19 protein-coding genes, 1 tRNA gene and 3 rRNA genes are annotated in these 23,352 nt (G+C 43.9%); 13 read left to right on the top strand and 10 right to left on the bottom strand.

What is annotated here, in order from left to right; translation table 11 throughout:
- Window positions 1-42 precede the first annotated feature (42 nt).
- Together EGC80_RS04780 and EGC80_RS04775 are read left to right on the top strand one after the other, a co-directional pair.
- Window positions 43-549: an FMN-binding protein gene (locus EGC80_RS04780; protein ID WP_372491522.1), complete on the top strand. Its 507-nt coding sequence runs from the start codon at window positions 43-45 to the stop codon at window positions 547-549.
- A 41-nt stretch (window positions 550-590) separates the two neighbouring features.
- Entirely contained in the window at window positions 591-1,361 is a 771-nt protein-coding gene (locus EGC80_RS04775; RefSeq protein ID WP_233768596.1) for a PepSY domain-containing protein, read from the top strand.
- 839 nt (window positions 1,362-2,200) lie between these two features.
- On the opposite strand, the gene EGC80_RS22370 is transcribed toward EGC80_RS04775, so the two are convergent.
- From EGC80_RS22370 to EGC80_RS04755, 5 genes are all read right to left on the bottom strand, one after another.
- Window positions 2,201-2,374 carry a hypothetical protein gene (locus EGC80_RS22370; protein ID WP_164839422.1) on the bottom strand — a complete coding sequence of 58 codons (174 nt, stop codon included), beginning with the start codon at window positions 2,372-2,374 and terminating at the stop codon, window positions 2,201-2,203.
- 74 nt (window positions 2,375-2,448) lie between these two features.
- Window positions 2,449-2,664 carry a DUF2061 domain-containing protein gene (locus tag EGC80_RS04770; protein WP_101033414.1) on the bottom strand — a complete coding sequence of 72 codons (216 nt, stop codon included), beginning with the start codon at window positions 2,662-2,664 and terminating at the stop codon, window positions 2,449-2,451.
- Between the two features lie 211 nt (window positions 2,665-2,875).
- Entirely contained in the window at window positions 2,876-3,625 is a 750-nt protein-coding gene (locus EGC80_RS04765) for an IS5 family transposase (RefSeq protein ID WP_124011573.1), read from the bottom strand.
- Between the two features lie 86 nt (window positions 3,626-3,711).
- A complete protein-coding gene (locus EGC80_RS04760; RefSeq protein ID WP_101033413.1) occupies window positions 3,712-4,629 on the bottom strand; it encodes a 1,4-dihydroxy-2-naphthoyl-CoA synthase in 918 nt (305 codons plus the stop codon).
- A gap of 90 nt (window positions 4,630-4,719) precedes the next feature.
- Complete coding sequence (locus tag EGC80_RS04755; protein ID WP_101033412.1) at window positions 4,720-5,067, bottom strand: hypothetical protein; 348 nt, start codon at window positions 5,065-5,067, stop codon at window positions 4,720-4,722.
- A 76-nt stretch (window positions 5,068-5,143) separates the two neighbouring features.
- Here EGC80_RS04755 and ccoG point away from each other — a divergent pair, with 76 nt between their 5' ends.
- From ccoG to EGC80_RS04730, 5 genes are all read left to right on the top strand, one after another.
- The gene (ccoG, locus tag EGC80_RS04750) at window positions 5,144-6,571 is read left to right on the top strand and encodes a cytochrome c oxidase accessory protein CcoG (RefSeq protein ID WP_101033411.1); all 1,428 of its coding nucleotides are present in this window, start codon (window positions 5,144-5,146) and stop codon (window positions 6,569-6,571) included.
- 564 nt (window positions 6,572-7,135) lie between these two features.
- A 16S ribosomal RNA gene (locus tag EGC80_RS04745) occupies window positions 7,136-8,678 on the top strand.
- A gap of 381 nt (window positions 8,679-9,059) precedes the next feature.
- Window positions 9,060-11,963: ribosomal RNA gene (locus EGC80_RS04740) — 23S ribosomal RNA — on the top strand.
- 128 nt (window positions 11,964-12,091) lie between these two features.
- Window positions 12,092-12,207, top strand: a 5S ribosomal RNA gene (rrf, locus tag EGC80_RS04735).
- Together the 16S, 23S and 5S rRNA genes with 1 tRNA gene alongside form the textbook arrangement of a ribosomal RNA operon.
- A gap of 103 nt (window positions 12,208-12,310) precedes the next feature.
- Window positions 12,311-12,387 (top strand) — tRNA-Asp (locus tag EGC80_RS04730).
- Window positions 12,388-12,752: 365 nt separating this feature from the next.
- On the opposite strand, the gene rbsK is transcribed toward EGC80_RS04730, so the two are convergent.
- Both rbsK and rihA read right to left on the bottom strand, forming a co-directional pair.
- Window positions 12,753-13,661 (bottom strand): ribokinase, encoded by a 909-nt coding sequence (gene rbsK, locus EGC80_RS04725; RefSeq protein ID WP_124012902.1) that lies wholly within the window; start codon window positions 13,659-13,661, stop codon window positions 12,753-12,755.
- Window positions 13,662-13,714: 53 nt separating this feature from the next.
- Window positions 13,715-14,647: a pyrimidine-specific ribonucleoside hydrolase RihA gene (gene rihA / locus EGC80_RS04720; RefSeq protein ID WP_124012901.1), complete on the bottom strand. Its 933-nt coding sequence runs from the start codon at window positions 14,645-14,647 to the stop codon at window positions 13,715-13,717.
- A gap of 319 nt (window positions 14,648-14,966) precedes the next feature.
- Here rihA and EGC80_RS04715 point away from each other — a divergent pair, with 319 nt between their 5' ends.
- Both EGC80_RS04715 and EGC80_RS04710 read left to right on the top strand, forming a co-directional pair.
- The gene (locus EGC80_RS04715; protein WP_101033408.1) at window positions 14,967-15,218 is read left to right on the top strand and encodes a YkgJ family cysteine cluster protein; all 252 of its coding nucleotides are present in this window, start codon (window positions 14,967-14,969) and stop codon (window positions 15,216-15,218) included.
- A 35-nt stretch (window positions 15,219-15,253) separates the two neighbouring features.
- Window positions 15,254-15,709: an Rrf2 family transcriptional regulator gene (locus EGC80_RS04710; RefSeq protein WP_124012900.1), complete on the top strand. Its 456-nt coding sequence runs from the start codon at window positions 15,254-15,256 to the stop codon at window positions 15,707-15,709.
- Here the strand turns inward: EGC80_RS04710 and EGC80_RS04705 are convergent.
- From EGC80_RS04705 to gpmM, 3 genes are all read right to left on the bottom strand, one after another.
- Entirely contained in the window at window positions 15,684-16,400 is a 717-nt protein-coding gene (locus tag EGC80_RS04705) for a divergent polysaccharide deacetylase family protein (protein WP_124012899.1), read from the bottom strand. The genes EGC80_RS04710 and EGC80_RS04705 overlap by 26 nt on opposite strands.
- Window positions 16,401-16,655: 255 nt before the next feature.
- Window positions 16,656-17,789 carry a murein hydrolase activator EnvC family protein gene (locus EGC80_RS04700; RefSeq protein ID WP_124012898.1) on the bottom strand — a complete coding sequence of 378 codons (1,134 nt, stop codon included), beginning with the start codon at window positions 17,787-17,789 and terminating at the stop codon, window positions 16,656-16,658.
- A gap of 10 nt (window positions 17,790-17,799) precedes the next feature.
- On the bottom strand, window positions 17,800-19,344 hold the full coding sequence (gene gpmM / locus EGC80_RS04695; protein WP_124012897.1) for a 2,3-bisphosphoglycerate-independent phosphoglycerate mutase: 1,545 nt from the start codon (window positions 19,342-19,344) through the stop codon (window positions 17,800-17,802).
- A gap of 249 nt (window positions 19,345-19,593) precedes the next feature.
- On the opposite strand from gpmM, the gene EGC80_RS04690 reads away from it, so the two are divergent.
- The 4 genes from EGC80_RS04690 to EGC80_RS04675 all read left to right on the top strand — a co-directional run bounded on the left by EGC80_RS04690 (window position 19,594) and on the right by EGC80_RS04675 (window position 23,060).
- Entirely contained in the window at window positions 19,594-20,028 is a 435-nt protein-coding gene (locus EGC80_RS04690; RefSeq protein WP_101033403.1) for a rhodanese-like domain-containing protein, read from the top strand.
- Between the two features lie 206 nt (window positions 20,029-20,234).
- Window positions 20,235-20,723 carry a protein-export chaperone SecB gene (gene secB, locus EGC80_RS04685; protein WP_101033402.1) on the top strand — a complete coding sequence of 163 codons (489 nt, stop codon included), beginning with the start codon at window positions 20,235-20,237 and terminating at the stop codon, window positions 20,721-20,723.
- 3 nt (window positions 20,724-20,726) lie between these two features.
- Window positions 20,727-21,743 carry an NAD(P)H-dependent glycerol-3-phosphate dehydrogenase gene (gene gpsA / locus EGC80_RS04680; protein ID WP_101033401.1) on the top strand — a complete coding sequence of 339 codons (1,017 nt, stop codon included), beginning with the start codon at window positions 20,727-20,729 and terminating at the stop codon, window positions 21,741-21,743.
- A 135-nt stretch (window positions 21,744-21,878) separates the two neighbouring features.
- A complete protein-coding gene (locus EGC80_RS04675; RefSeq protein ID WP_124012896.1) occupies window positions 21,879-23,060 on the top strand; it encodes a BaiN/RdsA family NAD(P)/FAD-dependent oxidoreductase in 1,182 nt (393 codons plus the stop codon).
- Window positions 23,061-23,352: the final 292 nt, after the last annotated feature.

Genomic DNA, 23,352 nt, shown 5'->3' with positions numbered 1-23,352 from the left:
AGATTAAGGGCTGATATGCAGACAAGGTTAAGATCATATTTGATGTTAATTATGATGGGGTTAGCTGTTTATTTTTCGGCATTTAATGCGATTGCAGCCTCACAATATCAGTCAAATGAAGCCTTTATTAGCCAAGCATTTAATGGCAGTGGTGGTGAAGCCAAAGTATTGTGGTTAGATGATGATCTCAAACAAGCGGTAGAAGTTATTTTAGCCCATCGTTTTAATAAAATGCGTGTGCGTTACTGGCAACATAATGATGAAACCGTATGGATTATGGATGAGATTGGTAAAGAGTCGCCTATTACGGTGGCTGTGCATATAAAAGCCCATTATATTGCGCGAACTAAAGTGTTAATTTATCGCGAAAGTCGTGGTGATGAAGTTCGTCATGATTTTTTTACCGACCAATTTAAGTCGGCCAAGTTAGACGACCAACATCAGCTGGATAAACATATAGACGGGATTACTGGTGCAACATTATCGGTAAGAGCATTAACTAAGTTATCGCGCATTGCATTATTACTTCATGCCCATGTGGTGCAATAAACCACGTTTCAATTCAACCGGATAATTTCAAGCAGGTTAGTGTGAATAAAGCATCTCGACAAAACAGTGTTAGGCTTAAATTTATGCGCATTCTTCGTCCTTGGCATCGCCGTTTAGGATTAGTAAGTGCGCTGTTCATCTTGCTGTTAGTGCTTACCGGTGTGGCGATAAATCACAGTGACGATATTGGTTTAGCTCAAACGCCAGTTACTCAGTCGTGGTTACTTGATTATTATGGTATTCCTGCTCCTGCACATGTTGCTCAGTTTTCTGCATTAGATACCTCCAATTTGCCTGCGCTGTATATTACCGATAATTTATTGTGGCAGGGTAAACGGGTTATTTTTGAAGGATCACAAACCTTAATGAGTGCCAGTTATACTGACAATATGCTGGTGGCAATAGATGAGCAACAGTTGTATTTATTCGATACAGCAGGCCATTTACAAGAAACGCAAAATAGCAGCATGGGTTTACCGACTGACTTATTAGCGCTTGCTGTGGTGAACAGTCGAGTATGGTTAAATACTAAAGCTGGTGTTTATCAAGCCGATGAGCAGTTAATCGATTGGCAACTCATGGAGCCTATCAAGGCTATCACTTGGTTGATACCTAATCCACGAGTTGATGCTGAGTTTATTCAACATGCCCGTAGTGCGCATTTAAATTGGCAACGCGTAATGCTAGACCTGCATAGTGGTCGCTTATTTGGGGCGTTAACTGTGTGGTTATGGGATTTGTTTGCGCTAGCATTATTGTTAGTGTCATTAAGTGGATTTTGGATTTGGTATAAACAAAAACCGCCCAGGTAATAACTTTATTTGTGTTAACTGTTACTCATTAATGCTCACAAAGCCTCAAAAATACTCAGCTATATTGGTTTGCTTGCCTGCAACAGAGCTTAGCTCTATACCTGCTTCACTAATTTGATAATTACCAGCAGAAACAGTTTCGCCTAACGGTCTAAAATCTTGCATTCTAAGCTTAACTATATGAGCTTATTGTTGTGAGGCTTGTGCTCGTTAGCACGGCTTACTGTTGATTGACGGTTTCTTTCGCCTGCTCGAGTTGCGGTTTTCAATGACAAGAAACGGGTTTGTGGAGCAATAGTTTTACTAGGTTAGCCAATTGTTTACCTGAAATTTCCCGTGTGAGTAATATGCTGGCTGTGGTTTTAATGTCCTTGGCCAATATGCAAATGCTGCCGGCAGTCTGTTCAACTTCCTTTTAGCCGTCGGGCATACTTCTAGTACTTTGTTGGGCTGAGTCTGAGGCACGTTAAAAGTGCTCTACATTTGCTCCATTAGCAGCTCAAGTTGCGACATAACATCCACTAAATTTACTATTGTGCTTTGAAGTTCGTTAGCAGAGGCTAATGATTTTCGGTGGTATTATTCTGTTAGGCAACGGTTTGGTTAATGCTGGCAATGGCGTCGTCGACATCATTTATTTCTAGGTGGGATACATTAATGAAGCCGTTAACTCAGGTGGCTAGATTGCTCATTTAACGATGTATTCATCAGACCGTTTCGCTTTCAAGTTACGGTGTTGAGCAATGTGGCTGAGGTTGATTGAGCGTTGTTATATTTGGGTCGCCATTTATTTACTGGGTCTAGTTCCGTTAATAAAACAGATGAGTTTTAATTTATGTCTAGGCTAGTACTTGGTCGGTTGAAACATGAGTGGCTGTTGGGGTGTCATCAACTGAAACCACGCTGCAGATTGCCGTGAAGTGTTGCACTTTAATAGAGGGTGTTTGAAAGTCAGTGCTGGTGAGAAAAGCAAGCTCTTGCTTGTCTTCAACATACTCGTGATATCGCGACATTAACCTGAGACAACTTTTACTTGAGTACGTTAAACCTCTCGCCGTAATGTTAGTCTTAACCATATTCGGGTTACCTAAATACTTGCGTGTTGTGCCACTATCTCAGCTTGTTGCACCTGCTTTGCCTCAATGTTTTTCCACACCTTTTCATGAAAGTAAAACACAACCGTGTTGACTGCAGGCTCAAGCAGGGCAATGGTGCCACCGATAATAATGCTACCCGTTAATAAGTAAGTAATCGTAAACGCAACACAGAAGTGTAAAATTGCAAAGCTGATGGTCTTTTTCATGATGGATCCCCCGTTTGATTTATTTAAATGATAACAGTTATCATTATCATATAAAAGAGGGGTGATTCGATTGTTGCAAATGAAAATTTCGATTAGGTTTATACTTTCTAATACCAAAAAAATAAAGGCCCTTAACAAGGGCCTTTATACTAGCTAATAACATTAAGTCAGATCATAACCTCATCTATTGAGGTTAGGGGCTGTTGATCTTTCACATTGGCAGCCAAATTATAGAGCAAGCTAGAGCCAGCAGGCTTTCAAAATTAATTTTCAATTTATCATAGCGGGTAGCTATCGCTCTAAAATGCTTGAGCCGAGCAAAAGCATTTTCAACTAAATGCCGATATTTGTATAAACACCAATCGATATCGCCATTTCCTTGCTTCGAATTTTGTCTTCTAGGGATCACTGGCTTTGAACCACATTCACGCACTTTATCTCTAATCGCTTCACTGTCGTAGCCTTTGTCTGCAATAATAAAATGACTTTGTGGCAATAGTTCAATAAGGGCATTAGCTGCTTTGCTATCATGAACTTCTCCACCTGTAACAATGAATTCTATCGGTAAACCATAGCTATCTACCGCGAGATGGATTTTGCTTGTATTACCACCACGACTTAACCCAATTGCTTGATTTTCATCAGATGATGCACCTGAACTGTGTTGATGGGCTTTTACATAACTTCCATCAATAAATTCCCATTCAGTATCACTATTAGTCGATAATGTTTTGAACAGCCTAAGTAAAATACCTTTTCTTGACCACAGTAAAAATCGACGGTAAATGGTATTCCATAAGCCAAAATATTCAGGTAAATCTCGCCAAGGGCAGCCAACACGCAATCGGTAAAGGATACCTTCCATCGTAAATCGATGCTCTTGCTTGTTATAAACTCTATCATCAAGCAGAATAGCTTTTAGCTTCGACCACATCTCATCAGTGAGCATTAATCGGGGCATGGTAATCTCGTTGTATTTGTTTTTGGCGAAGTGAATTATACGAGATTACCTTCTTCGCACAAAATTCAAACAAAGATCAACAGCCCCTAGTAATGCCAAGGAAAACGTGAAAAGTCTTGGTCGCGCTTTTCTAAAAAGGCATCACGGCCTTCTTGGGCTTCTTCGCTGGCATAGGCTAAGCGTGTTGCTTCACCAGCAAACAGTTGTTGGCCCACTAAACCATCATCAGCCATATTAAAGCCATACTTCAGCATGCGCATTGCCGTAGGGGATTTAGAGTTAATTTCTTTAGCCCAAACTAAGGCTTCAGTTTCGAGTTCTGCATGTGGAATGGCACGGTTGACCATGCCCATATTAAACGCCTCTTCAGCAGAGTAATTAAACCCAAGGAAGAATATTTCACGAGCACGTTTCTGGCCAATCATCTTGGCTAAATAAGCACTACCATATCCTGAGTCAAAACTGCCTACATCAGGATCGGTTTGTTTAAAGATGGCATGTTCTTTAGATGCTAAAGTTAAATCACAAACCACATGCAAACTATGTCCACCGCCAACAGCCCAGCCAGGCACTACGGCAATCACCACTTTTGGCATAAAACGAATTAAACGCTGCACTTCTAAGATATGCAGGCGCCCCATACGAGCGACATCAGGTTTACCTTCTTCAGCTCCTTCATATTTATAGCCGTCTTTCCCTCGAATACGTTGATCGCCACCTGCACAGAATGAATACTGACCTTTTGCAGACGGCCCATTACCTGTTATGAGTACACAGCCCACATCAGACCATTGCCTCGCGTGGTCTAACGCTATATAAAGCTCATCTACTGTTTTGGGACGGAATGAGTTAAGACAATCAGGGCGATTAATGGCGATACGCACTGTACCTTGGGATTTAGCGCGATGATATGTGATGTCTTCAAAATTGAATCCGTTAACAACATCCCATAAAGTAGGGTCAAAAATGTCAGATACTGAATTAGTTTGTGATTGTTGCGTCATATAAAACCTAGCCCCTATTGCAAATGTTACATAAAGGCTAGGCTTGTTTGATATCTAGGTCAATTCGTGTCGATAAAACCGTTAACTTACTCAGATTTTATCGCAAATAAATTGCAGATTTTCTTTAGTAAAAACCGGGTGGCGAGCACTACTGTGGCAGTATTGATCTTTAAACTCGGCTATCGCTTCGTTACTGGTAAATACACCATCTAATTCACGGATTTCAATTGTTGATAATCGCTCATAAATTTCTGTTTTAAGTTGTGGTAGATGTTTATCGATTTTAATTATTTTTGTGCCAGTCATCGAATCAAGCTTTTTATCTGCCTTAGTAAACATAGTGTTAATATCGTTAATTGGCTTATCTAGTTTGTCTGTTTCTGTCGCGAAATAATAAATAACCCCCGCGATTATTGCTAATCCTATCCAGCCTCTCATCTTTTTATCCAATTATGTGTTATTACCTATATAATAAGCTAGTTACCGTTCAATATTAAAGCAGTAAGGCTGTAAAATGACGACAGAATCTAACTCCAAGGACTTTTCTAAACAGCAGCGTATTAAAATTCATCAACCTGATGCTAGTAAAGCAGACCGTTTCAATCCGCGCAACCGTATTTACGTAAGAGCTGTCGATGGCTTATGGACAACGTTACGACGTTATATGGGGTGGATTGCCATATTATTCTTCTTACTCCTTCCTTGGTTACCCTGGGGAGATCGTCAAGCCGTGTGGTTTCATCTTGCCGAGCAAAAATTTCACGTCTTTGGCTTAACGATATGGCCACAAGATCTTACCTTGCTTGCTGCACTCTTTATGATAGCCGCATTTGGATTATTTTTTGTCACCACTTACCTTGGCAGGGTGTGGTGTGGCTATACCTGTCCACAGACCGTGTGGACTTTCATCTTTATTTGGTTCGAAGAAAAGTTTGAAGGTGCGCGTAATAAACGAATCAAGCTTGATCAAATGCCATGGAGTATTAATAAACTATGGCGTAAAACCGCTAAACATACCTCCTGGCTATTGGTCTCACTATTAACGGCCACGACATTTGTATCCTACTTTGTTCCAAGTCGCGAACTCTATATAGACTTCTTTACGCTTAATGCCGGTGGTGGGATATATTTTTGGGTGGTCTTCTTTACTATTGCGACTTACGGTAATGCAGGATGGATGCGAGAGATCATGTGTATTCACATGTGTCCGTATGCCCGCTTCCAAGCCGCTATGTTTGACAAGAACACTTATATAGTGGGTTATGACACTAAGCGCGGAGAAACTCGCGGTCCACGTACTCGTAAACAAGATCCAAAAGAAATGGGTTTAGGCGACTGCATTGATTGTGACTTATGTGTTCAAGTGTGCCCAACAGGGATTGATATTCGTAATGGTCTGCAATACGAATGCATTAACTGTGGTGCCTGTATTGATGCATGTGATAACACCATGGAGCGTATGGGATACGATAAAGGTCTCATTCGTTACACAACAGAAAATAAACTTGATGGTGTGCAAGAAAAGGTATTGCGACCTAAGTTGGTTGGCTACGGAGTGGTACTCACTTCGATGATATTAATCTTCATCTATGCCAGCGCAACCATTGCTCCAGTTCGCATGGATGTCATTAGAGATAGAAACTCACTTTATCGAGAAAATAACCGAGGCAACACAGAGAATACCTTTACGATTAAAATTCTCAATAAGACAGAGCAACCGCAAGAATATGAGTTAAGTGTCGAAGGCTTGCCTAACGCTAAATGGATTGGGTCGCAGCACGTATCAATAGGATCTGGTGAAGTTATAACCTTACCAATTAGTATTGCTGTTGATCCCATTGAGCTGAAGAGAAGGATCACTAAAATCTATATTAAAATTACGGCGCAAATAGATGGTAATCCAATAGAAATAAAACAGGAAACACGATTTTTCGGGGATTAGAACCCAGTAAAATAGCCAAAAAAGGGACGGGTAGTCCCTTTTTTGTTCGTTTCGATTGAAAAAGCACCTCTTGGTCATGTTTTTGCAATATTTAGCCTTTTAATACTTGCACAAAATCTTAAGCTCCCTATAATGCGCAACCACTGACACGGCAAACGTCGCGGACAGGTTGTAAGGTTCAAATTGAAGCTTACAACAGCGAAAAGAAAGTTTGAAAAAACACTTGACGCGAAACGGGAAATGCGTAAAATACGCACCCCAAGCCAACGACCTAGCGTCAACGGCCGCTGAATGAAAAATCGAAAGATGTTCATGTTAGCAACGTTCTTTAACAATCTAAACAAGAAATCTGTGTGGACATTCACAGGTATTGAGTTATTCGAAATTGTCTTCTGTTCTTCGGAATGTTGGCAATCAAAAAATTTCAACTCAATGCAACGATGAATGTTCATAGTAATATGTACAAACATTATTTAGATTCTTCCGAGTCTAATTAATGAAATCAGAATTCATTGAGCCGAAAGCGTCGTTCTTACTTGTAAGAATGGGGTTTTTAAAAAACTTTAATTGAAGAGTTTGATCATGGCTCAGATTGAACGCTGGCGGCAGGCCTAACACATGCAAGTCGAGCGGTAACACAAGGGAGCTTGCTTCTGAGGTGACGAGCGGCGGACGGGTGAGTAATGCCTAGGGATCTGCCCAGTCGAGGGGGATAACAGTTGGAAACGACTGCTAATACCGCATACGCCCTACGGGGGAAAGGAGGGGACCTTCGGGCCTTCCGCGACAGGATGAACCTAGGTGGGATTAGCTAGTTGGTGAGGTAATGGCTCACCAAGGCGACGATCCCTAGCTGTTCTGAGAGGATGATCAGCCACACTGGGACTGAGACACGGCCCAGACTCCTACGGGAGGCAGCAGTGGGGAATATTGCACAATGGGGGAAACCCTGATGCAGCCATGCCGCGTGTGTGAAGAAGGCCTTCGGGTTGTAAAGCACTTTCAGTAGGGAGGAAAGGTAGCGTGTTAATAGCCCGTTACTGTGACGTTACCTACAGAAGAAGGACCGGCTAACTCCGTGCCAGCAGCCGCGGTAATACGGAGGGTCCGAGCGTTAATCGGAATTACTGGGCGTAAAGCGTGCGCAGGCGGTTTGTTAAGCCAGATGTGAAATCCCCGGGCTCAACCTGGGAATTGCATTTGGAACTGGCGAACTAGAGTCTTGTAGAGGGGGGTAGAATTCCAGGTGTAGCGGTGAAATGCGTAGATATCTGGAGGAATACCGGTGGCGAAGGCGGCCCCCTGGACAAAGACTGACGCTCATGCACGAAAGCGTGGGGAGCAAACAGGATTAGATACCCTGGTAGTCCACGCCGTAAACGATGTCTACTCGGAGTTTGGTGACTTAGTCACTGGGCTCCCAAGCTAACGCATTAAGTAGACCGCCTGGGGAGTACGGCCGCAAGGTTAAAACTCAAATGAATTGACGGGGGCCCGCACAAGCGGTGGAGCATGTGGTTTAATTCGATGCAACGCGAAGAACCTTACCTACTCTTGACATCCACAGAAGAGACCAGAGATGGACTTGTGCCTTCGGGAACTGTGAGACAGGTGCTGCATGGCTGTCGTCAGCTCGTGTTGTGAAATGTTGGGTTAAGTCCCGCAACGAGCGCAACCCCTATCCTTATTTGCCAGCGCGTAATGGCGGGAACTCTAGGGAGACTGCCGGTGATAAACCGGAGGAAGGTGGGGACGACGTCAAGTCATCATGGCCCTTACGAGTAGGGCTACACACGTGCTACAATGGCAAGTACAGAGGGTTGCAAAGCCGCGAGGTGGAGCTAATCTCACAAAGCTTGTCGTAGTCCGGATCGGAGTCTGCAACTCGACTCCGTGAAGTCGGAATCGCTAGTAATCGTGGATCAGAATGCCACGGTGAATACGTTCCCGGGCCTTGTACACACCGCCCGTCACACCATGGGAGTGGGCTGCAAAAGAAGTGGGTAGTTTAACCTTCGGGAGAACGCTCACCACTTTGTGGTTCATGACTGGGGTGAAGTCGTAACAAGGTAGCCCTAGGGGAACCTGGGGCTGGATCACCTCCTTACCTATACGACTAACTCAATACCTAAAAGTGCAGCGATGCATGTGAGTGTTCACACAGATTACTTGTTAACTTCTTCGGAAGTAGAGTGAAATGCGCCGCCAGCCGGTTAGCATTGTTCTTTAACAATTTGGAAAGCTGATAGTACTAACTAAAGGCGCATAGATGATGATTCGTTGTCGTTTGTGTGATTACGTTAGTGCGAAAAATAATACTGATGCGAAAGCATTAGTATCTTGAGTTCTCAACACACTGTTTAAGTGTCTTGAATATTCTAAAAAACTAAGGCGAGTCCACTTCCTACCCGGAGGTGAGACAAGTAAAAACCAGCTGGTCATGATATGACTCAGAGGTTCACGCAAGTGAAACTCATTTGGGTTGTATGGTTAAGTGACCAAGCGTATACGGTGGATGCCTTGGCAGTCAGAGGCGATGAAGGACGTAATAACTTGCGAAAAGCGTTGGCGAGCTAGTAATAAGCATTTGAGCTAACGATATCCGAATGGGGAAACCCGGCCACATAAGTGGTCATCATAACGTGAATACATAGCGTTATGAGGCGAACCTGGGGAACTGAAACATCTAAGTACCCAGAGGAAAAGAAATCAACCGAGATTCCCCTAGTAGCGGCGAGCGAACGGGGATTAGCCCTTAAGTCTATGGGGTGTTAGTGGAATGTGTTGGAAAGCACAGCGGCACAGGGTGATAGCCCCGTACATGAAAACTAACCGTAGATGAAAACGAGTAAGGCGGGACACGTGACATCCTGTTTGAATATGGGGGGACCATCCTCCAAGGCTAAATACTCCTGACTGACCGATAGTGAACCAGTACCGTGAGGGAAAGGCGAAAAGAACCCCTGTGAGGGGAGTGAAATAGAACCTGAAACCGTGTACGTACAAGCAGTGGGAGCGGTTCTTGAGACCGTGACTGCGTACCTTTTGTATAATGGGTCAGCGACTTACATTTTGTAGCGAGGTTAAGCGAATAGCGGAGCCGTAGGGAAACCGAGTGTTAACTGCGCGTTTAGTTGCAAGGTGTAGACCCGAAACCGAGTGATCTAGCCATGGGCAGGTTGAAGGTTGAGTAACATCAACTGGAGGACCGAACCGACTTATGTTGAAAAATGAGCGGATGACTTGTGGCTGGGGGTGAAAGGCCAATCAAACTCGGAGATATCTGGTTCTCCTCGAAAGCTATTTAGGTAGCGCCTCGAGCGAATACCATTGGGGGTAGAGCACTGTTAAGGCTAGGGGGTCATCCCGACTTACCAACCCTTTGCAAACTCCGAATACCAATGAGTACTACTCGGGAGACAGACAGCGGGTGCTAACGTCCGTTGTCAAAAGGGAAACAACCCAGACCGTCAGCTAAGGTCCCAAAGTGTATGTTAAGTGGGAAACGATGTGGGAAGGCTCAGACAGCTAGGATGTTGGCTTAGAAGCAGCCATCATTTAAAGAAAGCGTAATAGCTCACTAGTCGAGTCGGCCTGCGCGGAAGATTTAACGGGGCTAAACATACCACCGAAGCTACGGGTGCATTTCATTAGAAGTGCGCGGTAGAGGAGCGTTCTGTAAGCGGTTGAAGGTGAAGGGGTAACCCACACTGGACGTATCAGAAGTGCGAATGCTGACATGAGTAACGATAAAGGGAGTGAAAAACTCCCTCGCCGAAAGACCAAGGGTTCCTGTCCAACGTTAATCGGGGCAGGGTGAGTCGACCCCTAAGGTGAGGCCGAAAGGCGTAATCGATGGGAAACAGATTAATATTTCTGTACCTTCACTAACTGCGATGGAGAGACGGAGAAGGCTAGGCTAGCGCGGCGTTGGTAGTCCGCGTTTAAGGTGGTAGGTTGTATTCTTAGGCAAATCCGGGAATACGCATTTAATTGCAAGACTGAGGACTGATGACGAGTCACTAAGGTGATGAAGTAGTTGATGCCATACTTCCAGGAAAATCTTCTAAGCTTCAGGTTAGTGGGGATCGTACCCCAAACCGACACAGGTGGTCGGGTAGAGAATACCAAGGCGCTTGAGAGAACTCGGCTGAAGGAACTAGGCAAAATGGTACCGTAACTTCGGGAGAAGGTACGCTGCCGACGGTGATAGGACTTGCTCCTTAAGCTGTTGGCAGTCGCAGATACCAGGTGGCTGCAACTGTTTATCAAAAACACAGTACTGTGCAAAATCGCAAGATGACGTATACGGTATGACGCCTGCCCGGTGCCGGAAGGTTAATTGATTGGGTTATCTTCGGAGAAGCTCATGATCGAAGCCCCGGTAAACGGCGGCCGTAACTATAACGGTCCTAAGGTAGCGAAATTCCTTGTCGGGTAAGTTCCGACCTGCACGAATGGCGTAATGATGGCCACGCTGTCTCCAGCCGAGACTCAGTGAAGTTGAAATTGCGGTGAAGATGCCGTATACCCGCGGCTAGACGGAAAGACCCCGTGAACCTTTACTATAGCTTGGCACTGAACATTGAACCTACATGTGTAGGATAGGTGGGAGACTTTGAAGCTTGGACGCTAGTCTGAGTGGAGTCAATCTTGAAATACCACCCTTGTAGTTTTGATGTTCTAACCGCGGCCCCTAATCGGGGTTCGGGACAGTGCCTGGTGGGTAGTTTGACTGGGGCGGTCTCCTCCCAAAGAGTAACGGAGGAGCACGAAGGTTGGCTAAGTACGGTCGGACATCGTACGGTTAGTGCAATGGCATAAGCCAGCTTAACTGCGAGACATACACGTCGAGCAGGTACGAAAGTAGGTCATAGTGATCCGGTGGTTCTGAATGGAAGGGCCATCGCTCAACGGATAAAAGGTACTCCGGGGATAACAGGCTGATACCGCCCAAGAGTTCATATCGACGGCGGTGTTTGGCACCTCGATGTCGGCTCATCACATCCTGGGGCTGAAGTCGGTCCCAAGGGTATGGCTGTTCGCCATTTAAAGTGGTACGCGAGCTGGGTTCAGAACGTCGTGAGACAGTTCGGTCCCTATCTGCCGTGGGCGTTGGATGATTGAAGGGAGCTGCTCCTAGTACGAGAGGACCGGAGTGGACGAACCGCTGGTGTTCGGGTTGTCATGCCAATGGCATTGCCCGGTAGCTACGTTCGGGATCGATAACCGCTGAAAGCATCTAAGCGGGAAGCGAGCCCTAAGATGAGTCATCCCTAGAGCTTTAAGCTCTCTAAAGGGCCGTAGGAGACTACTACGTTGATAGGCAAGGTGTGTAAGCGTTGTGAGGCGTTGAGCTAACTTGTACTAATGACCCGTGAGGCTTAACCATACAACCCAGATGGGTTTTACTGACCTTAGTGTTAGAATAGAGCGCTTAAACAGTGTTTTGCAGACTCAAAAAAATCAGCTTTCCGAATTATTATTTACGGCCTTAAAGGCGGTAGATATGCAAATTTGTCTGGAAACCATAGCATTGTGGCACCACCTGATCCCATTCCGAACTCAGAAGTGAAACGCAATCGCGCCGATGGTAGTTTGGGGTCTCCCCATGCGAGAGTAGGTCATTTCCAGGCGCCTAATTTACTCGAAAGAGTAGCTTGAAAAAGCAAGTCTCCTTGTGCTGACACACTAGCGACTTAAAAAGCATTTAGCATCGTGCGTAAGCAATTTGCTAAAGGAGTGGTAGTTCAGTTGGTTAGAATACCGGCCTGTCACGCCGGGGGTCGCGGGTTCGAGTCCCGTCCACTCCGCCAATTACATCTAAGCCTCGTCATATGACGAGGCTTTTTTGTATCTGAAATTTGGTGAAATACCAGTCATAGAGCGATCATTCACCCCATACATGGGGATTGTAGACTCCCTAAAAACACAACGCGGTAGACGTTACATGGGGTCACTCTCAACTCAATCTGCGCAAAACAATCTCGTGTTAATAGTCTTGTGCTAATAGTCTTGTGCTAATAGTCCCGTCGGCTCCCATGCTTCTCGTCCTTTATCTTATTGCAGCCGTAATATTCGCCCGCAAACTTACGAAAAAGGCCTTTGCATTACTGCAAAGGCCTTTTTCGTTCATGTGATTTAGTGAAGTAAAACGTACCCGGATTACTTTTACTACTGGTTAAGCTAATTCGTTTCGATAAGGAATGCAGCTTTGCGCTCCGTGGCGAGTGACTGCGAGAGAAGATGCTTTATTGGCAAATTTGACCGCCTCGTTTAAGGTTTTTCCTTCATCTAATGCTACCATCAGTGCGCCATTAAATGTGTCTCCGGCTGCTACGGTATCTATTGCGCTGACTGTGGGCGCTGGAATTATTCGCCCTTGGCCTTTTTCACTGACATAAGCACCTTTACTGCCTAGAGTAATAATGACAATATTAATCCCTTGCCTGTGAAGACTTTCTGCCGCTTTTGCTGCACTTTGTTGATCGATAACATCAATTCCCGTTAATGCGAAAGCCTCAGTCTCATTGGGGGTAATGATATCTATTAAACACAATAAATCGCTACTCAGTTTTGCCGCTGGTGCTGGGTTAAGGATAGTTGTGCAGTGATGTTGTTTGGCTAATGTTAATGCGTGATGAACACTGTCTAACGAAGTTTCTAGTTGAACCAGCAAGAAATTAGCTTGGGTAAATAATGCCTGTTGTTGCTGAAGATGTTGTGCAGACAAATAGGCATTGGCGCCAGGCACAACTCCAATACAGTTCTCGCCCTGCTGGTTAACAAAAATCACCGCTGTGCCAGTACTCTCATTGGCTATTTCATAACAACCAATTAGGTCAATCCCATCGGCGGCCCAGGTTTTACGCATTGTTGCTGCGTTGCTGTCGTCACCCAGAGCACTGATAAAACATACGTTCTGGCCAGTATTACTTAATCGGGCAGCCGCAACAGCTTGGTTTGCCCCTTTTCCACCTAGTTCAAGTCGATATTGCTGACTAATTAAGGTCTGTCCTGCTTGGGGTAATTCGTTGAATGTTAGGACATGATCGGCGTTGGCACTGCCGACAACCAGTAAAGTGCTCATGTATTTCCTTATAACCCATGCAGAATTAAGTGATTCTGCATGGCATTGATTTGCTAGTAATCGTTTAATCGTTCAACAATGAAGTCGACAAAACCGGTTCGGTTAATATCGAACAATACTTTAGCATTGTGAGGTTTAGCGGTTAATTGATAACGATCAACCACGGTCATACCCTGTGTATACTCCCCTTTCGTCTCAACGCCAACCCAGCAATCGACAGCGGTAAATAGTGATGGATTGAGTAACCATGCGATAGTGCAAGGGTCGTGTAGTGGTGCACCGGTGAAGCCCCACTTTGGATCTCGATGATAAATCATAAAGAAGTCGAGTAATTCTGCGACACATAGAGCGATAGGGTTATTAATTGCTCTAATACGCTCAATATCTTCATCCATGATTTGTGCTTTATGAGTCACATCTAAGCCGCACATCACAATAGGTATGCTTGATTTGAACACCATGTCAGCCGCTTCTGGGTCGACAAAAATATTGAATTCAGCCGCTGGAGTCCAATTGCCTTCACCTGCTGCGCCGCCCATTAGCACTATGCTGTCGATGTTGTGATGCAGTTCAGGGTGAGCAGCCAAAAATAAAGCAATATTAGTCAGTGGCCCTGTAGGGACAAGAGTGACGGGTTGTTTGCTGTTGCCAACTTTATCGGCCATTAGTTCAATGGCTGTTTGTTCTACAGGCGCAAAGGCTGGATCTGGCAATTTGGGCCCATCAAGGCCGCTTTCTCCATGTACATTATCAGCAATGATCAGTTCTCTTGCTAATGGCTTCGGTGCGCCACCGGCTACCGGAATATCGTGACGCCCGAGCAATGTTAATACTCGTAATGCATTATTTAGGGTTTTATCTGGTGTTTGATTACCTGCACTGGTTGTTACCGCTAAGACATCAAGCTCAGAAGAACTGAGTGCTAAGATAAGTGAAATGGCATCATCATGACCTGGGTCGCAATCAAGTATAACGGGACGTTTCATGGGTGATTTCCTTATTTGAATGTGTGGTTACTGTATCATCATGGCTGATTGTATTAATGCTTAAACGATGTAAATGTGATCTAATATAGAGATTAAACCCACTGCTAGTCGCTATTGAATACCGTTATGATAACCTCGTTGTAGACTATCGAAGCGTGATGAGTGATCCAAATGTTATAATGGCCAATAAGCGAGTGAAAAGGCCTGCTATTGGCGATATAACATCTGCAGCATTGCTGCAAATTAAGCTTGTTTTTCCATATGGCTGTTTAACGTGTTTAAGTGAAGGTATAACTGTTTTGAAATCGTGGAGAGTAGTGTGAATTGTCGTCTAGGTTGCGGTGCTTGCTGTATTGCGCCTTCTATTACTAGTGCAATACCGGGTATGCCAAATGGTAAACCTGCTGGGGTGCGTTGTATTCAATTAAATGATGATAATCTGTGTATGATCTTCGGTCAGCCACATCGTCCAGTTGTATGTGCCGAGTTTAGTGCAAGTATTGATGTGTGTGGCACCAAAAATGAACAAGCTTTATGGTTGATCACTGATTTAGAGTCTTCAACATGCTAATCTGCCCGTTTTATTTACCTTGGATATTTTAGATCATGCAACTAACTCGATATACAGATTTTGGTATTCGCATTTTAATGTATCTTGCGGTACAACCTGAACGCGAAAGTTTATTTCGAATTGCAGAAGTGACCAGTGTGTTTGATCTTTCTTCAAACCATGTAGCTAAGATTATCCATCAATTGGGAAAGCTGGGATATTTACAAACTGTCAGAGGTAAAAGCGGTGGCTTTAGATTGGCAAAAACCGCGGATGAGGTACTAATCGGTCAATTGGTTCGCGATTTAGAACATTCATTATCGCCCATCAATTGTGAATTACCATATTGCCGATTTACGCCAATATGTCGATTAAAAGGAGTCTTAGGCCAAGCGGTTACCGCCTATTTGGCTGTACTTGATCAATATACTTTAGCCGATATTATATCGAACAAAGCAGAGATTTTGTCTACATTACCGGACTTATCTATTTCAGTGTTGCAGATGGATTAGGCTGGCTTGTTGTCGCGACATTCACGTCATCAAATAATTGAGATGTGGGCACTAATGTGATGCCATTGTCTTTTAAACGAGCCAAATTAGCGTTTAAAAATCGAATGGTTTCAGGGTAAGGATGTGCAATAGCGACGAGCTGACCCTGTTGCTTTGATCGCTTAATTATCTGTTGGAACTGCTTTTCAAGAGCTCGATCATCAATATTGTTGTCTAAAAAAACATGCCTTCTTAGTACTGGTACGCCAAGTTGTAAGGCTTTGCTAACCGCTTTGGTGTATTTAGTAGTAAAACTATCGACAAAAAACAATTGTTGCTGTTTGAGGCTTTGCATTACCCATAGCATCGGCTCATCCATCTGAGTGAGTAAACTACCCATATGATTATTCGCCCCTTTAGCAAATGGGATGTTAGCGAATGCTCTTTGTAATTTCTGTTTAATTTGCACCTCAGTCATGTCATTTGTTAACCCTCCAGGTCCAAGTGCTTTACCATTTAAGGCTTGCATGGGGAGGTGCAGCATAATCTCATGACCTTTATCGAAACCATCTTGCGCGAGTTTTTGTCCTAACGGAGTGTGGGGTAATACCGACAAAGTGATGGCATTAGGTAATGACAATGTGGCTTCGTCAGTTAGGCGATAACCAATATCATCAATGATGATGGCTAATTTAGCGGCGGTAGCAGGCATGATGCTGCATAGGCAGAATAGGATTAGGAGTCGATTGCGCACAAGTTTAGCTTATCTAGTTGTGAGTTATTATTCATATCAGTATAGCAGAATATCAGCATAACAGATTGATTATAGTCATGAATATCTCTATTGATACCGTACTAATTACAAGGGCTGTTTATCGCCATATTGGGGACAGTGTTCGCCGGTGTTCAATAATGCGCTAAACCAATGCATTACATCATGGAATATCAATGCCGAGTGTTTGAGCGGCTAACGACAATAATAGGCAGGATCAACGGCCTTACCTTTATTACGGATTTCGAAATATAATCCTGGCTCACTTTGCCCCCCAGATCGACCCACGAGCGCAATAGACTCGCCGCTTTTTACCATATCACCAGGTTGTCTTAATAGTGTTTGGGCGTGACCGTAGAGGCTCATATAGCCCTTACCGTGATCAATGACGAGCACCATACCAAAACCACGTAACCAGTCGGCATAAATCACTTTCCCTGACGCCACAGCATGAATATCTTGTCCTTCTGGTGCAGCAAGTACTGCACCTTTCCACACAATTTGTCCTGAGCGGCTGCTACCAAAGCGTTTACTTAATCGGCCTTTGGTTGGCCATTTTAATTTAGCTTTTTGACTGACTAATCCATCCATCGTTGGATTGGCTTTTGCGGCAATCATAGCTTGTTGTACGATGCGTTTTAAACTCGCCTCTTCTATTTGCAGTTGTTCTAATTTTGCGCCTTTAGTGGATAAGGTTCGTTGCAATTGAGTCAGAGTTTGTTGACGTTGGCTTTGCTCTTTGGTTAATTGCTGTGCCTGTTGTTTTTGATCTATCACTAAAGCATTGAGTTTTTGTTGCGTTGTGACTTGCTGTTGTTTGATTTTATTAAGATCAATGCTGGTTTGCTTTAGTTGCTGAATGGCTTTTATACGGGCATTGTTGAGGTATTGATAATACGCCAGCATGCGTTCAACCGTAGCCGGATTTTGCTGGTTAAGCATCATTTTAGTGTAATCATGATTACCAGCCAAATAAGCACTAGAAAGCTGTTTTGATAAGGTATCTTGCTGACTCAGTTTCAGTTCGGCTAAATTAACTTGTTGTTTATCTAATTCTTTAACTTTTAGGTTAACCGCAGATAATTGGTTTTGTGATTGATTAACTTTTTGAGCTGCTTTTGCAATGGCTTGTTCATCACTTTTAAGTAACGAATTAAGCTTTTCGCGTTGCTTGGCTGTATCTTTGAGCGAATTTTGTTGTTGGTTTATTTGTGCTTGAATAGACTTCAAAGCCGATTGGCGTGAAGACAAATCAGCACTAGTTGCCACAAATGAAAAGATTAGAAAGCCAGCAACAATGCTGGCTTTAACAAATAAACGAGTTATCACGAGTTAATGTTTACTCTTTAAGGTCAATAATACAGCGTCCACTCATTTCTTTTGGGATGCTTTGGCCCATCAAGGTTAACATAGTTGGCGCAATATCACTCAATCGCCCGTTGTCTTTTATTGTGGCGTCACGGCCAACATAAATAAACGGTACTAACTCACTGGTATGGGCCGTATGAGGTTGACCTGTTATCGGGTCGGTCATTTGGTCTGCGTTACCATGGTCGGCGGTAATCAAACACTCGCCATCCACTTTGGCTAATGCTTCTACTACACGACCAATGCAAGCATCAACCGCTTCACAGGCTTTAACGGCAGCATCAAATTTACCAGTATGGCCAACCATGTCACCATTTGGATAGTTACAAATTATCACATCATATTTTGCAGACTCAATAGCCGCGACCAGTTTGTCGGTCAGTTCTGCTGAGTTCATCTCAGGTTGCAAATCGTAGGTAGCGACTTTAGGAGACTGAATTAAAATGCGATCTTCGCCTTCAAATGGCTCTTCTTTACCGCCATTGAAAAAGAAGGTCACATGAGCATATTTTTCAGTTTCTGAAATGCGCAGTTGAGTTTTATGCTGCTTTTGCAGGGTTTCACCTAAGGTATTCACCAAATTATCAGATGGATAGGCTACTGCGGCGTTAATATCGGCCGCGTATTCAGTCAGCATCACAAAGTTGATTTTTGGTGTTTTATTACGTGCAAAGCCATCAAAATCAGGATTGACAAAACAGCGGGTAATTTGGCGGGCACGATCGGCGCGGAAATTCATAAAAATGAGCGAATCGTTATCGTTTAACTCAGCTGCTTCGCCTTGAGCATCAACAATTGCAGATGCAGCAACAAATTCATCGTTTTCATCTCGATCATATGCAGCGTCCAGCGCTTCTGCTGCCGAAGCATAAGCGAACTTGACTTTGCCTTCGGTGATTAATTCGTAGGCTTGCGATACGCGGTCCCAACGGTTATCACGATCCATGGCAAAGTAACGACCGATAATCGATGCCGTGCGGCCATGACCTAGTGAGGCAAATAGCTCGTCAAAATGAAGCAAGCTGTTTTTAGCGCTGCGCGGAGGTGTATCTCGGCCATCTAAAAAGGCATGTAAGTACACTTTGGTTGCGCCGCGCTCAACGGCCATACGGCACATAGCTTCAATATGTTCTTCATGGCTGTGAACGCCACCGGCAGACAAAAGCCCCATAATGTGAACGGCACCGTTAGCGGCAATGGCTTTGTCTACCGCATCGCAAAGTGCTGGGTTTTTCTCAAACTCATGGTCGGCAATCGCTTTACTGATGCGGGTGAGTTCTTGATACACAATTCGGCCTGAACCAATATTGATATGGCCTACTTCAGAGTTACCCATTTGGCCATCGGGTAATCCGACGTCAATACCAGAACCCGAAATAAGACTGTGAGGATATTGCGCATTGAGCTTATCTAAAACAGGGGTGTTGGCATGAAAAATCGCATTATCTTGCGTGTTTTCACGGGAACCCCAGCCATCAAGGATAAGTAATGCGAGTGGACGTTTTGTTGTCGTCATGCAAGTACCTTTTAAGTTGAAAATAGAAGTGTTATAAAATTTCAATTGTATGAATATTACTACTTCTTGATAATGTGCAAAAGGCATATAGGTTTGAAGATATAACTAAAGCAGCTAATAACGAGGGACCAGTCACGAATAAGTCGGCTTAAAGCGTCTATTTTAGGTGTTTCTTTAATGAAAACTGCCGAGCAAAACGATATACTCGAGGCCATCTCATCTTAGTCATCGTCAGAGAAATTAGTAATTATGCAAGAATATATGGAATTTTTTAAAGCGAACCCAATGTTAAGTTTGGCTTGGGTCGGCTTGTTTGTAACGCTTGTTTTCAGTGTCATTAAATCAAGTATATCAAAAGTGAAACTTGTCAGTCATCAAGAGCTAACACTCATGGTGAATAAGCAAGATGCCAGAGTCGTTGATGTGCGAGGTAAAGAAGAATTTAAAAAAGGCCATATTGTTGATGCGCTTAATGTGACCTTATCAGAAATTAAAAATAATCAAGTCACTAGCCTTGAAAATTTCAAAACTAACCCCATTATATTAGTATGTGACTCAGGTACTACATCTTCTCAAGCCGCTCAACTTCTTACTAAACAAGGGTTTGAAAACGTGTCTAACCTTAAAGGTGGCATGGGCGAATGGAAGGGTGCAAATTTACCCGTAGTTAAAAGCAAGCGTTAATACTGTTGCTTAATGGTATTCAGTGTTAACAAGTTTGGGAATGAGCTAACACTGTTTATTATCAAGATCTTGTTCGTTACCATTTATCGAGCCGGATCAACTTTACGGGATAGCACTAATGTTAGATTAATTCTATATACATTAAGAGCAAGCCCAACACAATTAGCTTCACAGAAAAGCTAAATAACATCGATAGGTAGGAAATTATGGCTGAAGTAGCAAACAACGAAGCGCAAGCACCACAGTTCAACATTCAGCGTATTTATACAAAGGATTTGTCTTTTGAAACGCCAAACAGCCCAGCTGTTTTCCAGAAAGAATGGAACCCAGAAGTAAAATTAGATTTAGATACTCGCAGCAACAAGCTGTCTGATGACACATATGAAGTGATTTTATCGTTAACCGTTACGGCTAAAAACGGCGAAGACACCGCATTTTTATGTGAAGTTCAGCAAGCGGGTATTTTCTCCATCGTTGGGTTAACTGAGCAACAACTTGCTCATTCTTTAGGTGCATACTGCCCTAACGTATTATTCCCATACGCACGTGAATTAGTGGGTAATTTAGTTGGCCGTGGTACTTTCCCACAACTAAACCTTGCTCCAGTTAACTTTGATGCGCTATTTGCTCAGTACGTTCAACAGCGTCAAACTGCAGCAGAACAAGCAAATTCTGCCGAAGAAGTCACAGCATAAGCTATGAATAACGCTGCCGAAATCACGGTATTAGGGGCGGGCTCTTATGGCACCGCCCTTGCTATTTCTTTAGCCAGTAACGGCCACAAGGTATTACTTTGGGGTCATGAAGCCGATCATATGGCGCGCTTAACTGAGCAGCGCAGTAATGAGGAGTTTCTGTCTGGTATTCAGTTTCCTGATTGTTTAGCCATCGAAGCTGATTTAGGAAAGGCACTCGCGGCAAGCAAAAATATCTTAGTGGTAGTCCCTAGCCATGTATTTGGTGATGTACTCAAACGAGCTAAGCCGTTATTGCGTGAAGATGCTCGGATTGTGTGGGCGACTAAAGGGCTAGAACCCGAAACCGGTCGTTTATTACAAGATGTTGCCCGCGAGCAATTAGGCGAACAGTATCCATTGGCGGTATTGTCAGGTCCAACCTTTGCGAGAGAATTAGCGGCTGGTTTACCAACAGCCATTTCGGTTGCCGGTACTTGCCCTCAGTTTACTCATGATTTGGTTGAGCTACTCCACAGTCCAGAACGTCTGCGCGTTTACGCCAATGACGACTTTACTGGTATACAACTAGGCGGCGCGGTTAAAAACGTGATTGCGATTGGTGCTGGAATGTCTGACGGTATTGGCTTTGGTGCTAATGCTCGTACGGCATTAATAACCCGTGGTTTAGTCGAACTTAGCCGTTTAGGTGTCGCGCTTGGCGCTGATGCATCAACCTTTATGGGCATGGCGGGTCTAGGTGACTTGGTGTTAACTTGTACCGACAATCAGTCGCGTAACCGTCGTTTTGGCTTGGCTTTAGGTCAAGGCAAAGACGTGATCACCGCGCAACAAGAAATTGGTCAAGTAGTCGAAGGCTACCGTAATACCAAAGAAGTGTTTACCTTAGCCAAACGCCTAGGGGTAGAAATGCCGATTACTGAGCAAATCTATCAAGTGCTTTACCAAGGTAAATCTCCTGTTGAAGCGTCAAAAGTGTTACTCAGCCGAGATAAAAAGTCTGAAACACTCAAAAAATAGTGCGGCACAGTAGTTAAGTTAGCCATAAAGGTTAACAGACCCTAGTAAAAAGGATGCTAAAATAGCATCCTTTTTTGCATTTAATAGTTATCAATTAAGAACCAAGTAACCCATTTAAACCGTGTGGAGTAAAACGTGAAACATCATGACGTAATCATTATCGGCGCCGGTGCGGCAGGGTTAATGTGTGCTGCTACCGCGGGCTATCGAGGTCGTGATGTGTTGGTGCTGGATAATGCCAAACAAGCAGGCAAAAAAATTCTGATCAGTGGCGGCGGACGTTGTAACTTCACCAATCAAAAAGTTGAGCCGCAGCAGTTTATTTGTGGTAATCCGCACTTTGTGAAATCGGCATTGGCCCGCTATCGCTCAAGCGACTTTATTGAACTGGTTGAGCGACACGGGATTGAATACCATGAACGTGACCATGGGCAGTTATTTTGTAATGACTCCGCTAAAGAAATCGTCACTATGTTGATGACCGAGTGCGAATGGGCAGGTGCCAAGGTAAAGCTGCGCACTGAAATACTCTCGGTTAGCAAGACTGAAGCCGGTTTCAATTTAAATACCTCTAACGGTGATTTAAGCTGTGATTCACTGGTTATTGCCACCGGAGGCTTATCGATGCCAAAGCTGGGTGCCACGCCTTATGGCTATAAGTTGGCAGAGCAATTTGGCTTAAAAGTGTTACCTACCAGTGCAGGCCTAGTACCGTTCACTTGGCATAGCGATCAAAAAATTCGTTTTGAGCCGTTATCTGGCATTGCCGTGCCAACAACCATTACCGCGCAAGATGGCACCCAGTTTAGTGAGGCTTTATTGTTTACTCATCGCGGTCTATCAGGTCCAGCCGTATTACAAATTTCAAATTATTGGCAGCCAGGTGAAGCTATCTCAATCAACTTGTTGCCGGGTGAAAGCGCGTTAGATAAAATCGAATTTGCCTTAAAACATCACCCAAAACAAAGTCTACGTAATACAGTAAGCCAATGGTTACCTAAACGCTTGGTTGAAGCGCTATTTGAAGAGTCTCAATTAGATAAAGCCCTAAACCAACTCGGTCATGGTGAGCGTGAAAAGCTGGCTAATGAGTTAAATCATTGGTCAATCATCATGAATGGTACTGAAGGTTACCGCACCGCAGAAGTCACTTTAGGTGGTGTTGACTCCAATGAACTGTCATCTAAAACCATGCAAGCCAACAAGGTCCCAGGATTGTATTTTATTGGTGAAGTAATGGACGTAAGTGGTTGGTTAGGCGGGTTTAATTTTCAATGGGCCTGGAGCTCTGGTGTCGCGGCAGGGTTGGCCGTTTAGATTTGTAACTATGATAAAAGAACCAGTAGTCTGGGGATTTTAAGTGGTGAAGTAATCAGTAAAAGCGGTGAGCTGAAATCACCAAGGGATGTTGGTGGGCTTATCGCTGTTAAACAGCAATAAGGAATATATTGAGTGTCGAGTGATATTAAGGATGATAGTCATAAGCAATAAACCCCTGCAGAAGATAAATGGCAACCAGTCTTATTCTCTGAATGCCATCCTTCTAACGCTAAGCCTTCCAATGTTAAGTTTTCAAGATTGGCCCCTTTGGGAGCTAGGGACTCAACCT

It is taken from the genome of Shewanella psychromarinicola (assembly GCF_003855155.1).
Classification (GTDB): Bacteria; Pseudomonadota; Gammaproteobacteria; order Enterobacterales; family Shewanellaceae; genus Shewanella; species Shewanella psychromarinicola.
The sequence above is the reverse complement of the archived record's forward strand: the minus strand, read 5'-3'. Positions and strand labels throughout refer to the sequence as shown.

Excerpts from the sequence above, each read along its gene's own strand:
- EGC80_RS04780 (WP_372491522.1), top strand. The coding sequence starts at position 43 with ATGTTAATTATGATGGGGTTAGCTGTTTATTTTTCGGCATTTAATGCG.
- EGC80_RS22370 (WP_164839422.1), bottom strand. The coding sequence starts at position 2,374 with ATGTCGCGATATCACGAGTATGTTGAAGACAAGCAAGAGCTTGCTTTT.
- EGC80_RS04770 (WP_101033414.1), bottom strand. The coding sequence starts at position 2,664 with ATGAAAAAGACCATCAGCTTTGCAATTTTACACTTCTGTGTTGCGTTT.
- EGC80_RS04765 (WP_124011573.1), bottom strand. The coding sequence starts at position 3,625 with ATGCCCCGATTAATGCTCACTGATGAGATGTGGTCGAAGCTAAAAGCT.
- EGC80_RS04760 (WP_101033413.1), bottom strand. The coding sequence starts at position 4,629 with ATGACGCAACAATCACAAACTAATTCAGTATCTGACATTTTTGACCCT.
- EGC80_RS04755 (WP_101033412.1), bottom strand. The coding sequence starts at position 5,067 with ATGAGAGGCTGGATAGGATTAGCAATAATCGCGGGGGTTATTTATTAT.
- ccoG (WP_101033411.1), top strand. The coding sequence starts at position 5,144 with ATGACGACAGAATCTAACTCCAAGGACTTTTCTAAACAGCAGCGTATT.
- rbsK (WP_124012902.1), bottom strand. The coding sequence starts at position 13,661 with ATGAGCACTTTACTGGTTGTCGGCAGTGCCAACGCCGATCATGTCCTA.
- rihA (WP_124012901.1), bottom strand. The coding sequence starts at position 14,647 with ATGAAACGTCCCGTTATACTTGATTGCGACCCAGGTCATGATGATGCC.
- EGC80_RS04710 (WP_124012900.1), top strand. The coding sequence starts at position 15,254 with ATGCAACTAACTCGATATACAGATTTTGGTATTCGCATTTTAATGTAT.
- EGC80_RS04705 (WP_124012899.1), bottom strand. The coding sequence starts at position 16,400 with ATGCCTGCTACCGCCGCTAAATTAGCCATCATCATTGATGATATTGGT.
- gpmM (WP_124012897.1), bottom strand. The coding sequence starts at position 19,344 with ATGACGACAACAAAACGTCCACTCGCATTACTTATCCTTGATGGCTGG.
- EGC80_RS04690 (WP_101033403.1), top strand. The coding sequence starts at position 19,594 with ATGCAAGAATATATGGAATTTTTTAAAGCGAACCCAATGTTAAGTTTG.
- secB (WP_101033402.1), top strand. The coding sequence starts at position 20,235 with ATGGCTGAAGTAGCAAACAACGAAGCGCAAGCACCACAGTTCAACATT.
- gpsA (WP_101033401.1), top strand. The coding sequence starts at position 20,727 with ATGAATAACGCTGCCGAAATCACGGTATTAGGGGCGGGCTCTTATGGC.